This window comes from Paenibacillus naphthalenovorans, assembly GCF_001465255.1.
Classification (GTDB): Bacteria; Bacillota; Bacilli; order Paenibacillales; family NBRC-103111; genus Paenibacillus_G; species Paenibacillus_G naphthalenovorans.
Genome location: NZ_CP013652.1, coordinates 4,788,782 through 4,802,070, shown reverse-complemented (window position 1 = coordinate 4,802,070; position 13,289 = coordinate 4,788,782). Strand labels below are relative to the sequence as shown.

10 protein-coding genes and 5 pseudogenes are annotated in these 13,289 nt (G+C 43.5%); 5 read left to right on the top strand and 10 right to left on the bottom strand.

Translation table 11 applies throughout. The annotated features are described in order from the left end of the window. Nucleotides 1-374 precede the first annotated feature (374 nt). From IJ22_RS23690 to IJ22_RS26155, 3 genes and pseudogenes are all read right to left on the bottom strand, one after another. Nucleotides 375-676, bottom strand: a pseudogene (locus IJ22_RS23690) (ATP-binding protein); the annotation flags it as partial. Nucleotides 677-1,009: 333 nt separating this feature from the next. Further along, a pseudogene (locus IJ22_RS23685) lies at nt 1,010-1,412 on the bottom strand (transposase); the annotation flags it as partial. Between the two features lie 395 nt (nt 1,413-1,807). Continuing rightward, nucleotides 1,808-1,990 (bottom strand): hypothetical protein, encoded by a 183-nt coding sequence (locus IJ22_RS26155; protein WP_137671250.1) that lies wholly within the window; start codon nt 1,988-1,990, stop codon nt 1,808-1,810. Nucleotides 1,991-2,301: 311 nt separating this feature from the next. On the opposite strand from IJ22_RS26155, the gene IJ22_RS26880 reads away from it, so the two are divergent. Next, nucleotides 2,302-2,535: a DUF6431 domain-containing protein gene (locus IJ22_RS26880; RefSeq protein ID WP_335338494.1), complete on the top strand. Its 234-nt coding sequence runs from the start codon at nt 2,302-2,304 to the stop codon at nt 2,533-2,535. Between the two features lie 81 nt (nt 2,536-2,616). On the opposite strand, the pseudogene IJ22_RS26875 reads toward IJ22_RS26880, so the two are convergent. After that, nucleotides 2,617-2,801: pseudogene (locus IJ22_RS26875) on the bottom strand (DUF6444 domain-containing protein); the annotation flags it as partial. Then, a pseudogene (locus IJ22_RS26870) lies at nt 2,798-3,469 on the bottom strand (Druantia anti-phage system protein DruA). The pseudogenes IJ22_RS26870 and IJ22_RS26875, both read right to left, overlap by 4 nt. 285 nt (nt 3,470-3,754) lie before the next feature. On the opposite strand from IJ22_RS26870, the gene IJ22_RS23665 reads away from it, so the two are divergent. From IJ22_RS23665 to IJ22_RS23655, 3 genes are read left to right on the top strand one after another with little or no spacing between them, the layout of a single operon-like run. Beyond that, a complete protein-coding gene (locus IJ22_RS23665; protein ID WP_074727470.1) occupies nt 3,755-5,323 on the top strand; it encodes a spore germination protein in 1,569 nt (522 codons plus the stop codon). A gap of 15 nt (nt 5,324-5,338) precedes the next feature. Further along, complete coding sequence (locus IJ22_RS23660; RefSeq protein ID WP_062410533.1) at nt 5,339-6,466, top strand: Ger(x)C family spore germination protein; 1,128 nt, start codon at nt 5,339-5,341, stop codon at nt 6,464-6,466. A 16-nt stretch (nt 6,467-6,482) separates the two neighbouring features. After that, entirely contained in the window at nt 6,483-7,580 is a 1,098-nt protein-coding gene (locus IJ22_RS23655) for a GerAB/ArcD/ProY family transporter (protein ID WP_062410532.1), read from the top strand. Between the two features lie 325 nt (nt 7,581-7,905). Here IJ22_RS23655 and IJ22_RS23650 read toward each other — a convergent pair. The 5 genes and pseudogenes from IJ22_RS23650 to IJ22_RS23625 form a co-directional block, all read right to left on the bottom strand. Next, nucleotides 7,906-8,142 (bottom strand): annotated as a pseudogene (locus tag IJ22_RS23650) (ATP-binding protein); the annotation flags it as partial. A 253-nt stretch (nt 8,143-8,395) separates the two neighbouring features. Continuing rightward, complete coding sequence (locus IJ22_RS23640) at nt 8,396-10,843, bottom strand: DEAD/DEAH box helicase family protein (protein WP_062410530.1); 2,448 nt, start codon at nt 10,841-10,843, stop codon at nt 8,396-8,398. Beyond that, complete coding sequence (locus tag IJ22_RS23635) at nt 10,824-11,153, bottom strand: nucleoside triphosphate pyrophosphohydrolase (RefSeq protein ID WP_054820274.1); 330 nt, start codon at nt 11,151-11,153, stop codon at nt 10,824-10,826. Before IJ22_RS23635 ends, IJ22_RS23640 begins: the two co-directional genes overlap by 20 nt. A 142-nt stretch (nt 11,154-11,295) precedes the next feature. Beyond that, the gene (locus IJ22_RS23630) at nt 11,296-11,859 is read right to left on the bottom strand and encodes a hypothetical protein (RefSeq protein ID WP_062410529.1); all 564 of its coding nucleotides are present in this window, start codon (nt 11,857-11,859) and stop codon (nt 11,296-11,298) included. Between the two features lie 42 nt (nt 11,860-11,901). After that, the gene (locus IJ22_RS23625) at nt 11,902-12,516 is read right to left on the bottom strand and encodes a uracil-DNA glycosylase family protein (protein ID WP_145862563.1); all 615 of its coding nucleotides are present in this window, start codon (nt 12,514-12,516) and stop codon (nt 11,902-11,904) included. Between the two features lie 393 nt (nt 12,517-12,909). Between IJ22_RS23625 and IJ22_RS23620 the strand changes: the two genes are divergently transcribed. Further along, entirely contained in the window at nt 12,910-13,284 is a 375-nt protein-coding gene (locus tag IJ22_RS23620; RefSeq protein ID WP_054820277.1) for a BlaI/MecI/CopY family transcriptional regulator, read from the top strand. Nucleotides 13,285-13,289: the final 5 nt, after the last annotated feature.

The window sequence follows — 13,289 nt, the reverse complement described above, 5'->3', positions numbered from 1 at the left end:
TTATAGATAGTACTATCAAAATCAAAATTGTTGTGCATGAATCTAGCCTAGAAATCTGCACCATACACCGATTGCCAAGCTTTATAGAGAACACGAATCTATGACATTAGGCTTTGCCCTCTTATCGTGGAGCATAAAAGACCCGCGCCATTTGCATGCCGTCCCGCAGTCCGGCACGGTACATCCATTTCTTTTCAATCGTATGTCGTATGTCGGTAATTCAACGTTTCCTCCCATTCGAGGATGAGCTTGAACTGCGCGGAGGTCAATTCCTGTTTTAAATGTTGCTCGATTTCAGACTGCTTGTTTTTCGCAAGAGAAAAATGCTAATTTCGGCAGCGAAAAATGCCGACAGACACTTGCCAGTAGAATCATCAACCCGGAATTCGTTCCATCGCCTGTTTCAGACGGAAACTATCCCCGGTAAACGAGAGAATGTGAGCGTGGTGTACAAGCCGGTCTACCAGCGCTGACGTCAATTTCGTGTCCCCAAAATACTCGTCCATTGTCCAAATTCCAGATTAGACGTCACAATCACGCTTTGCCGTTCATAACAATCCGCAATCACGTTAAACAGTAGTTCTGAGCCCGTTTGGCTGAACGGGACGTATCCCATCTCATCGAGAATCAGCAAATCCATCTTCCTCAGCTTCTCCCGAAACTTACTGCTATTACCCTAATCTTAATGTTTTCTTCATTTGTCCGATCACCAAGCTTCTCATATCTTGCTTTGAAATTTTCAACAATTTGACTTTCCATTTTTTTACACACCCACATACAAACTTAATCAATTCCCTATAAATTGTCAAACATTGATTTTGATTAAAATGGTCTTATAAAACATATCTAGAAGGTTATATGTGTTAAATATAGGGGTATAGAGCAGTTCGTTATATTAAGGTTGATAACTAAATTAGTGCGTTTTGGTGCGAGTCCCAAAGTAAAAAACGCCTAGAAACCGCACCATGCACCGATTTCTAGGCATTATTGAGAAAGTGAAGCTAGGACACGATACGTCAATGCCGTACAGATCCCGCATATGATCTTCAATGTCTCGAGTAGACATGCCTTTCGCGTAGAGGCCAATAATCTGCTCCTCTAAGCCATTGAGGGTCGTTTCGTGCTTTTTGATAACTTGAGGCTCAAACTCACTGTTTCGATCACGTGGTATCTGCAGTTCGGTGTTGCCAAACTTTGTTTTGATGGTCTTTTTACTGTAGCCGTTCCGACTGTTGCCTGTTAGATCGCCTTCAGAACTGTGCTTGATGTAGCCTAAATGGTTGTCTATTTCGGCTTCAAACAACTGGCTGTAGGGTGTCGCGACACATATTCTTTAGCATCTCATGAACATCTTCAACCGTCCGGCAATCCTTAGCTAATTCCTTCAATGTCTTGTCTTTTGCATCTTGCATAAATGATCATCTCCCTAATGGAAAGTTTAACCATTTACACAAAACTTAGTACGTTCTCAGTAGCTCCTTCAAATAGAAGGGGCTTTCTCGTCAATCTGACCAGCACCTTGTCCTGGTGTTACTGCTAGGGCCATATGCTTTAATTCTAAAATCTACCTTCACGAATCCACGAACGCAATCTAAATAACCAAAAGATTATTATCGAAGTCCATATAATTATATAGACTGTTCCTTTGATGACCTGATCATTATTCATAACAATGTAAATAACACCTATAATATCTATCAATAACATGATTCCTATGGAGATAAAAGCAAGAGAGCGCCATAATGTTGATCTATCCATAAGAATGCTCTCCTTCCTTCTGTTATTTGATACAAAGGTCAATACTTACTTAAAATCCGCTAACTACACTTACACCCCAACTTGGGTCAGAGTTATCCCAGTTATTAAAATTCGTAATCAAGCTGCGTGCATTGTTTTGGTAGGTAACCGCAGTATTACTTAACTGAGCTCTAGCAACTGTAGTATAAGTGGATGCTAAAAGCAATTTTTTCTTACCAAAAATCTTATTCAATAACAAAACCTCCACGTATGTTTTTTTGTAACAAATTCAATTATGTGCAATATATGTATAAATTGTAATAGTCAATACATACTAAATATAGTAATGTTGCCGCTGAATCATAATGCCCAATAGCTGACTGAATTGCCTGTCCAGGGATTGACGAATATAATGACCGTATCACAGTAAAGGAAAAGGATGCCCCCATAAACGTGTACCTGTTCGAGCAGGTTCACTGGAGACATCCTCACACAAAAATTCAACATGGTCATTGTATCAAATTATGAGCTGGTTGAGAAGATTACCGGCGTTTTTTGTTAGGTGTGTGGAAGTGGTTCCCTGCCCCTGTTGTGGGGAGTCGGAAAAGAATCAGTAGGAATGCTACGGGAGAAGTCAAGGTGTTATCGCTTCGAAGATTACGCTGTACCGGTTGTTGTAAGATACATCATGAGCTACCGGACTTTTTAGTTCCTTACAAGCGTTACGAATCTACTTGTATAGAAGAAGTGGTCTCTTTAGTGCCTTTCCTTTCTAATAGCTCCCGTTCCTTGTCGTAAAAACTCATTCTTATACTTTTGTTCATCCATTCCACGGTCTCTCTACCGCCCCGGTTCAATATGGTCCAAGTTCGGTTTCTTGAATCCGTCCGATGATGGCGGTTTACCGGAATTGCGGCTATTTTGATCAATTGGTTTTCAAGTGTTTTGACTCGTTCTTTCAATTCATGGATTTCGGCGGTGAATTCCCGAATTAACCCTTGAACCAAATTGACGACGGCATCGGGACCAGCTTCATACACTTTAAGAATATCTTCGCGTTTCATCGGAGAGCACCTCCCTTACGTGCGGGATGAGGGGATACAGATACACATCTTTGACTCGAGACTTGGAACAGACGCTGCGTGTCGTCGCGGCTGCGCCCCTGCGTCTGTCCGACGCGAATCCAATTGGCAGCCCGGTAACAGACGCCGCGAAACCGCTCTTGATCGACGAAGGTTTCGAGCATATAGATGGGATGTCCATACTTGTACATCCAGTCGTCGCTAACGCGTTTGGCGATGGCAGCGAGAATGTGACTGGCCAAATGAGGAACACGGACCCATGGCAGAATGAGAAATCTCATGTTGTTTGTGATGAATGGCAGAGCCTCTTGCCGAGCAGCCGCATTCCAGCCGATCCACTGATCGCGGTAAGCGACCTTCTACGCGGCGGAACCGAAGAGCAGACAAGCAAGCGGACGCTGCTGCCGATCGAAGACGAGGTATTTCATATTCTCGCCGACGGTACCGCTGAAGCCGAGGTAATGGTATTCCGCCAGCAGATGTTTGAACAGGCGGGACATGGCCTTCTCACGAACCGCCTCGATACGCAGAGGTGTCAATTCGCGCAGCGTACACACAATGTCATATGTGGAATGGGGGACAGAGCGAAGATGTCTGACCGCATTTCCAACACCAACCGAGCGTGGTGGCGGGAGCGTGATCTGTCCCATTCGCTCTAATTTAAGAAGCATGGTCCGACAAGCCATGTCTTTGAGTTGACCATTGGCATTCACCCAGTTCCACGCTATACAAATTTCCTGGGAAAGGCGGCTTCGATGCCAGTCTGGATGATCCGCGATAAGACCGCTGATCCATTCGATATTTTCTTGAGCAAGGTTTCGTCCTTGAATCTTCATGGTTCGAGTTTAAAACAAAATCCCGCTGAGTCCAGCAGGGATTTAAGGGGTACCTGAATAGTTACCCATTTTTAGGGAATATTATTATTGGTGATTCCCTTGATTAAATGGATAAAAAGTAAAATAAAGTATCAAAAAGAAATACGCAGACAACCTGAGATAGAAGAGCAGTTCATATCTGCTACATTATCTGATAATGTTTCTTTTTTAACAAAACTATATCAAGAAAGCTCCGATATTGTTTTTCGATCTTTTTCAATCGGTAAAAATCAAGATGTAGAAGCTTTTTTTGTGGCAGTCGACGGTCTGTTCGATAAAACGATGGTAAATGAACATGTTCTAAAACCGCTAATGAGTCTTAGTCTTCAAGAAGGAAATGAATCTGATCTTCTTAAGCATATTGAGAATACCGTAATTAACATAAGCAGTATAAAAAAAGAAAGTTCAATGAAAAAAAGTACCGCGCAGTTAATGAAAGGGGATTCACTTCTATTCATTAATGGGTTAAACGAAGCTTTGGTTCTGGGAGTGCGGGCCTGGGAAAGCAGAGGCATTGAGGAACCGGTAACGGAAACCACTGTGCGCGGACCAAGGGAAGGGTTCGTTGAAACCCTTCGTATCAATACATCCATGCTGCGGCGCCGGATTCATCATCCCAAGCTGCAGATTACCCAAATGGTTGTGGGCGAGGTTACACAAACTGAAGTAGCAATCGCATATATTGATGACATTGTCTCGCCTGGAATTGTAGAAGAAGTTAAGAAACGACTCCAGCGTATTCGAATTGACGCCGTATTGGAAAGCGGTTATATCGAAGCATTTATCGAAGATGTTCCCTTCTCAATATTTCCTACGGTCGCCAATACTGAAAGACCGGATGTCGTTGCCGCACGGTTGCTTGAAGGAAGAGTAGCTATATTTGTGGAAGGAAGTACCACGGTATTGGTCATTCCTCATCTTATGTTTGAATCGTTTCAGTCTTCAGAAGATTATTATTCGCGTCCCTATTATGCAACCATCATCCGCTTGCTCAGACTGGCCGGTTTCTTGGTAACCACTCTTTCACCGGGTGCATATGTGGCATTTCAGGATTTTCATAAGGAGATATTCCCAACTGAATTATTAATCAGCATTGCTGCATCCAGAGAAGGTGTGCCGTTCCCTTTGGCCATAGAAGTGTTATTAATGCTCATTACATTTGAATGGCTTAGAGAAGCAGGAGTTCGAATGCCAAGACCGGTCGGACAGGCTGTCTCCATTGTGGGTGCCTTGGTGATCGGTGAAGCGGCGGTCAATGCAGGTCTTGTCGGAGCACCGACAGTAATAGTTATTGCTGTTTCTGCAATTACCGGGTTTCTGGTCACCGGTCTTGCCGATGTCGCGGCAATACTTCGGTTTCTATATTTGTTCGCTGCGGGAACATTCGGGCTATACGGTATGATCTTAATCGTTGCTGCATTGATGCTTCACGTAGCATCCCTTCGTTCCTTCGGCATTCCATATATGTCCCCTTTGTTTCCGATTACATGGAGCGGATGGAAGGACTTATTTATTCGAACTCCATTGTGGGCTCTAAATCGGCGTCCCGAAGTTTTAAATACAGTAAATGAAATTCGACAAGCCGAAGGACAGAGACCTCATCCTCCGAAAAATTACGAAAATGATTAAAGGAGTGCGAAATAAATGAGAATTTCGGGTGGGGTCTTTCTTATTATTTCTATACTTGTATTAACAGGATGTTGGGGTAGGTCTGAATTGAAGGATGTTGGAATTGTTGCTGCAGTCGGCATTGATGTAAAAGATGAAAATAAATTTGAGGCCACGACTCAGGTAGTGAAACCCGGCGAGGTGAAAAAGAACAAATCAGGTGCGGTACTTGTGAATAGTACTACTGGCTTTACCGTTTTTGAAGCGGTACGCGATTTAATTATAAAAGGGGGAAAAAAACAAATCTGGCATCATATTAATGCCTATATTATAGGTGAAGAAGCTGCCAAGACCGGAGTTCGCCCCCGCATTGATTTTTTGGCCCGAGATCACGAACCCCGTTTTCGCATGAATGTTTTTGTCACAAAGGGCAAGGCCAAGGATCTCTTAAACATGAAAAGCAATATCAATCCCATTCCTGCCGCCGCAATGCAGCTTGCCTTGGAAGAACAAGAAAGCTTGGCCAAGGCGCCGAAAGTGGAATTGCATGATTTTATTCAAAAATTAATGGAACCATACGAAGATCCTTATCTTCCAATAATACGGAATGGAAAGCAAAATTTTGAAATTTTCGGCACGGCGGTTTTTAAAGACGACAAAATGGTGGGAGAGTTAAATTCAAAGGAAACGAGGGGGATGTTAAGAGTAGTAGGTGAAGTTCAGGGTGGACTTCAAGTGGTCCAATATAAACCCGGGAATGATGAAGTGCCGAATTATCTTTCTATAGAGATTAAAAAATCTCAATCGTCTATGCGGAGTCAGGTGATGGATAATAAACCCAAAATCATTATAGAGATTAATGAGACGGGATTCCTAGGCAGTATAACCAGGCCATTGGAACTAAATGATACGACAATAAAGTCAATTGAACAATCCTATGCACAGACGGTTAAAAAAGAAGTCGAACATGCGATAAGAAAAATTCAAAAAGAATTAAAAGCAAATATTTTCGGATTCGCAGGAGTCATTAACCGTCAAGATAAACAGTACTGGAAAAATCATCATCAGCACTGGGAAACGATATATCCCTCCATTGAAGTGGATGTTCGTGTGAAAACCCACCTTCCTAAAAATGGGTTAATTAATAATAACCCTGGAAAATAAAATCAGGTGAGACGATATGCAATTTATTTCCTACCGACAGTCCGTCTTTTTGCTTTCAATGATTTTGCCTGTTATGGGCCATATGGTACTTTTGCATACTATGTTTCTCTTGTCCGGAAGAGATGCATGGGCGGCCATTTTATGTACAATTCCCATTGGCTTATTATTTGGCTTTATTTTATTTCGTCTTCATAAGCTGTACCCGTCAAAAACGCTTGTTGAGTTGTCGGAGCTGGGGTTCGGCACCATTTTGGGAAAAGCTCTTTCACTGGCATTCCTGGTCTATTTTATGTATATGTTAGTGATTACACTCTACGCATTACTCGATTTTATCCAAGTAGTTTTTTTGCCGGAAACACCTAGTTGGGCTTTGGGGGCAGCTTTTTATCTTGTGGTATTGTATGCAGTTCATACAGGAATCGAAAGTATAGCGCGCATAAGTGAAATTTTACTGTTAATTATTATTTTTACCGGAGTATCAATAGGAATTGCAACGATACCGGAAAAAGATCACCAAAATCTGTTTCCTTTATTCGAGCAAGGGTTGATGCCTCTGATGAGCGGCATGTTAGTAACTACAGCCTTGTTCGGGGAATTTATCATACTGCTGATGCTGAAGTTAAAAAAAGATCACGCTAAATCGAAATCGTTGTTTTTTACCAACTCCGTATTCGTTTTACTCATTACATTCATGTTTCTAGGGACCATCTCGAGTACTCTAATGATTTTCGGTCTGGAACAAGTTAAGAATCTTGAATATGCGGCTCAAAGCGTCGTTAGAATGGTAAAGTTCGGATTTATTGAACGTTTTGATGTCTATGGTATAGCCGTCATGGTTTTAGGTTGTGTAATAAGGATGTCAACATTCCAGATTGTTCTGAATAACGGAATTCGCCAATGGTTAGGACTTAAAAAAGAGTGGGCGGTGCATCTGGCAATCACAATTGCGGTGTTCGTTATCACCTTTGCAGGCATTGAAAATCATCGCCATTTCGACGATCTTTACGTTACAACGCTTTACCCGTTATCGGCGACAGTCTCTGTGGCAATTCCAGTATTAGTCTGGATTGTTTTAGAACTAAAAAATATATTAAACAGGCAGGGAACAGGGTAAGTCCATTTTACTTTTACTCACTATGCAATGCCTATGTATACCCATGACCACGCCACTTATATTCGCCAGATGCACGAATGGCACATGAAAATGTCACGTTACCACGATCAATTGAGAGCTCATCATTTGGAAAGAGCAAAGCACTGGAGTTGTCAAAAAAAGTGCAGTTTGAAAACACCCTCATACTGAAATCCCATTACTAAGCGGCTTGTGCCAGCATTCTTTCGCGATAAATAGCCGGGGGCCAGCCCCCTGGATTAGAGGTGTAGATCTGCCTGTAACCGTCAAGACCTTTTGAACAATTTTTGCTAATTAATTTTGAACACTAAACGTTCTGAAAAATCGTCTGCCGATACTTCAAGCGATAGCTGTCTCCGTTCAGCTGAATCACCTCGCTTTTGTGCAGGATTCGGTCAAGGATCGCCGTTGTAATGGCCTGATCCCCCAAGAGTTCGCCCCAATCTTCGGGGCCTTTGTTGGAAGTTAAAATAATCGATGTTTGACCATAAAGCTTGTTGATGAACTGAAAGAACATGTTCGCTTCATTTCGGTCCATGGCAATGGGTTATGTTGTACAATTAATTGTACATGATAATTTTATAACTGCTATCCAAGACAAAACACAAGATGAAGTTCTAATTTCCAATGCAAAAAAATTCAGACAATCCTATTTGGAAGGTTTGTCGAATCTTGATGCTGACTTACCAAGCGAACTAATGAAAAATAAGGAGAATAATGAATAGTAAAAAAGGAGATTGCCAACATCCAGCGGCAAATCTCCTTTTTTCGGTAGGTAATAACCTCCATTCCACATATCATAGATGAGCTCCCCGCTTTTCCTCTTTTCGCTCGAAATGATGATGCAACCTATACAGACAAATCTCCTTCGTCCACCGGTGCAGTATGGATAGATGCTCAGGAGCAGGTTCGAATCTTAGACTAAACACACCATCCTCGAAGCGGGTCATGCTTCCTTTAGCCGAGCCCCATTTCGTCATTGGCATCCGCTCAATGAGCTGGCTAACGCCGATCTCATTGTATTCCCAGAGTCGCTTCGAATCCTTATCGGAGAAATCGATTCGCCTCCGGTATTCCTTTTCTGTTAGATAGCTGTGAAAGAATGGCCCTACCTCCTGAGAAGTAACCGGTTCTGCCCAGTGCTCAGGCCCACGCTCGAGCATATACAGGAGCACGATCATTTTATAACTCTTGGTCATGACGGTCTTCTCGACATCGCGTATCCAAGCCTCATATCGATAATAGATGTCCTCTTCTTCCTTCGTTAAGCACTCGGCCCAGAGGAGAAAGCCGATATAAGAACCGAATTCATTCCGATATTCCCAGCTGTTCGAGCTCCCATGAAGATGAAGCTCCAGATAGGTAGGGATTCGACCAAGCTCATTCTTGAGATCCAGGAAAGAACGGTGTAGACGCTCGCGATGCGGCAGCTTCTTACGGCTTAATTCGTCCAGCAGATTAATAACAGACGTCTCCAAATGGAGCTCGCATCCATCCGGTACCGTCGGGATGACCGGTTCCTTGGCCGTTCTCTTCCCTTCACCGTCATTAGCGAATAATCGCAGCTTCACGTCTGCATTACGATAATTTCCGATGAGGTCAATGATTGTGCAGTGCGTCTTTTGCTCTGATAACCGCAGTCCTCGGCCAACCTGCTGTGTAAATACGGTTAAGGATTCGGTCGGTCGGACAAAGAGCAGCGTATCGACACTAGGAATATCTACTCCCTCATTGAACAAATCCACCGTAAATATGATTTCTAAATCTCCTCTATCCAGACGGTCTATTGCCTCTCCCCTCGTAATTCCTACGGTACCAGAGTGAAGGCTGACTGCAGCTACTCCTCTGTCTTGAAAATACCCCGCCAAAAAATCCGCTTGTCGGATTGATGAGCAAAAGCCAATCGTCCGTGTTTGCTTATGCTCTCTCCAGGCATCGTAGATCTTGTCAGCCAGCGACTCTCTCAACTGAGCTGCAGTCAACTGCTCGTCATCATAATGCGTTCCAAGCCATCGGATGGATGAATAATCTGTATCGTCATAGACCCCATAGTATTGGAACGGGGACAACCAGCCGCGACGGATGGCTTCAATGAAATGAATTTGGTAGGCGACGTTGCCATCACAAAGCGCATACACATCCTTCCCGTCCATTCGGTCTGGGGTAGCTGTGATACCTAGTAGAAATTTCGGCTCAAAATACTGGATAACCGATTGGTATGAGTTTGCAGCTGCATGATGGAATTCGTCCACCACGATAAGATCAAATCCGTCCGGTGCGAACGATTCACGATGCTTCTTCATCCCAAGCGTGTAGATGGAAGCAAAAACGCAATCCGCGTTCCCTTCTTTTTTTACACCATTATAGATACCGAAAGTTTTGTCCGGCATGATGCGCTGGAATGACCGTTTGGCTTGATAGAGAATTTCTTCTCGATGCGCAATGAACAGTACGCGTTGAAAACGCTGAGCGAAAAAGCCCGCAAGATAGGTTTTTCCGAGTCCGGTGGCCATCACGACCATGGCTTTGTCATATTCTTCTTCTAACGTTCTCTCTAGCGCGTCAAGAGCATCAATCTGAGCAAAACGTGGATGAATCGAAGCTTGTTCGTCTTCCGGAACCTTATCCTCTACAGGATCGCTGGCGTTTTCGGTTCGGTACTCATTCTCCTCCATCTCGGTGATCATTCGAATTAGCTCTGGATTTTTGCGATGGTACGTCCGATATTCCGCTTCATACAGAGCAATGGTGTTGTCATTGAGCGGCAGCGTAGAATCGTGATAAAAGTTTTGCATAAACTTCTCTAATGCCACTTGGAACGTATAAGGCTCGGCCTTTGCATTCATAGCCAGGTTCCACTCCATCCCCATTCTCATGGCGGACATGGAGAAGTTAGAGGAGCCAACAATAAGGAGCCCTTCACCGTTTTCGTAGTCAAACAAATAGGCTTTGGGATGAAAGGATGTTCCCATACTACGCCATAGCCTTGCCTCCAGCCGAGGATCAATATCACGTAATGCCTGCAACCCCTCCGGCTGCGTAACGAACAAATAATCCCCAGCGAGAACCTTAACCTCAGCTCCCCGTTCGATTGCACCTTTCAAATGGGGCGCGAGCAATCGTACTCCTGACTGCATAATGAACGAAGTCATAATATAGATTCCGGAAGCATTCTGCATCCCGGTGATTAGATCATCTGCTAAGTTTTCCGTAATCAGCTTGACATTAAGCGTTGTCGTCGACATCGATTAGATACACCCGTTTCTGGAATCCGCCTCGAGCTTCCGCCTTCTTCTCTCTCAGGGCTTCAAGCTCTTCCCATGTTGCTCCATGCACAACCGCCAATGCCCGGATGACCTCAAGCATATCTGCAAGCTCTTCCAACGACTCCTTCGAACTCTCAGCAGCAAAGTATTCCTCCGACTCTTCCTTCAGCTTTAGTATCAACTCTTTCTTATACTCTTCCTCATCCAAGATCCGCGTGCGAAATTCTTTGCCTGTAGCTTCAATGACTTGGGGAATCAGATCCCGAACTAGCTTATTGTATACCGGCATAGATTCTCATCCTTTACATGGTTAATTATGTATCTTTATTTTATCATAACTGAAGAGCATAAAGGCTCTAGTGAATAGAGGGTTATATAAGATGTCTTCTATGTTTAACCTAGCTCATAAACCTAGATTTGTCCCCTACTCCCTACTCTATTTCTACAATATAAAATTTACTTTGAGCATTTAAGTCCTTCCAGTCAATCGCATAGCTACCCGATAGCGACATGGATTCTTCATCTTTGCCGGAACCCGTAGGTTTGTAGATGTTCCCGTAAACCGCATACTCTTCCCTGAAAAACTTGTAGATGCCTCTATTATTTGTCCCTTGGTAAAAGGGTTTGTCGGATACCAGTGCAACACAAGCTGTCTTAGCGAATCCTAGAGCCTTCAGCTGCTCCATGAATTTTATATCCTTCACAAAGGAATACATTTGTTCAGGATACTGTCCCTTTAAAGGGCATTTCAGCTCAATTGCATACTTCTCCGTGTAATCCTTCGTAAATATTGAGATGTCGATTTCCTTTTTAATGGTGCTGGATTGGCTTGAAAAATACGAAACATTACGCTCAAACTGAACTTTATATTGAGGGAGCCTTTCTCGTAAGTAAATCCCCAACTCGTGCTGTAAGCTGAATTCGTTGTATATTTCGATTTTATGATCTTGTACATGCTGAAAAAAGCTTGAAATCATCGTTTTCAGTGCCAACATCTGGACCAACTCCTATGCAAAAATGAACCAATCCTTTCATTTCTAGATTGACATTCTATCATCGTATGGACTTTCCAGGTAACGCTTGATTCGCAGCCAGTCCAACTTTTGCTGTTCGAATGGTCTGTTTCTTCGTCCTAAACTGCCGCAATGAAATACCGGAAACACAACCGTATTCCCGCTGACCTTGATCGGTGAATCACGTTCGACCAATTCTCTGAATTTTATTCCTTTATGCCCATATTCACACAGTAAGGACCTGGTAGCCTTCTCTCCCAGAGTGATTACAACTTTAGGTTGAATAATGTCTTCGATGAGCGGCTTAAGAAATGTGGACACGCAATTTCGAAACCACGATCCTCTCACTTTACCTGCTAAACCGACTTTTGTTTTCATACACAATATCGCATTGGTAAAAAATAAATCCTCGTGTCTGTTTCTTGCAGTACGCTCGTCAATGTCCACACCAGCGATATTCAACAATTGAACCAATGCGCGGTTCGTCGCACTTTCTTCTACGTTGGATTTCCCTTTTTGTCCAACCAGTGTGTTGAAATCTCCCCAATCCTGTCCAACAACCATTATTTTGGCATCCAGACTGCCTTGCCACTCTGTCCAGTGGCCGATTTTATTGGTATCAAGGGACTTGTCCTGCACCAGTCCTGGATTTATCAGCTCGCATTGCGCAGGATCACATATCGTGCATTTTTTTCCGTTGATTGACTAGTGCTTTATAAGCGATTTGTTTGTTCGTATTACTCATATGATCGCTCCTTTCCTCAGGTATCCGTCATTTCCTCAATCAAGCTACCTAAATGATAGCATTTGTAGACAGATCAGTTCACGCCTATCTCAAAGCTTCAGTAAATAAATTCCGTTGTAAAAGCAGACGCAGCAGGAGCCAGTTAGGTTTGGCTTTCCCCCACTACAAATCGTCCTAAATCCCCTCTCCCTTGACACCCACTACAACCTGTAGTAAATTATAATCACTACGTAGTGTAGTAATTCATTTCGTTATGGACGCATAACGACTGTAGTGAGGTGTTCACCGTGAACCAAGTTCAGAAGCTATCGGATACGGAAATGGAACTCATGGAGGTGATCTGGGAGTGTGAGCCTCCTGTCACATCGACGGAATTGCTACGGATTTTTGCGGGGCGGGGCAAAGCGTGGAAGGCCCAGACGATCTCTACCTTCCTGTCGCGTCTGGTGGATAAAGGGGCACTGGAAGCCACAAGGCATGGCCGAACGAACATGTATACGCCCCTGATCTCACCGGAAGATTACAAGCTGGCCGAGACGCAGCATGTACTGGACGGATTATACCAGGGATCGGTGAAGAACCTAATCGCTGCCTTATATGACGGCGACAAGCTTTCGGATGAAGATATTAAAGAGCTGAAGCAATGGTTTTCCGGAAAGTAGGTGCA

What these genes read in the sequence shown, in the direction of transcription:
- IJ22_RS23655 (WP_062410532.1), top strand. Translation starts at nt 6,483, where the DNA reads ATGCAATTTATTTCCTACCGACAGTCCGTCTTTTTGCTTTCAATGATT.
- IJ22_RS23640 (WP_062410530.1), bottom strand. Translation starts at nt 10,843, where the DNA reads ATGTCGACGACAACGCTTAATGTCAAGCTGATTACGGAAAACTTAGCA.
- IJ22_RS23630 (WP_062410529.1), bottom strand. Translation starts at nt 11,859, where the DNA reads ATGTTGGCACTGAAAACGATGATTTCAAGCTTTTTTCAGCATGTACAA.
- IJ22_RS23660 (WP_062410533.1), top strand. Translation starts at nt 5,339, where the DNA reads ATGAGAATTTCGGGTGGGGTCTTTCTTATTATTTCTATACTTGTATTA.
- IJ22_RS23635 (WP_054820274.1), bottom strand. Translation starts at nt 11,153, where the DNA reads ATGCCGGTATACAATAAGCTAGTTCGGGATCTGATTCCCCAAGTCATT.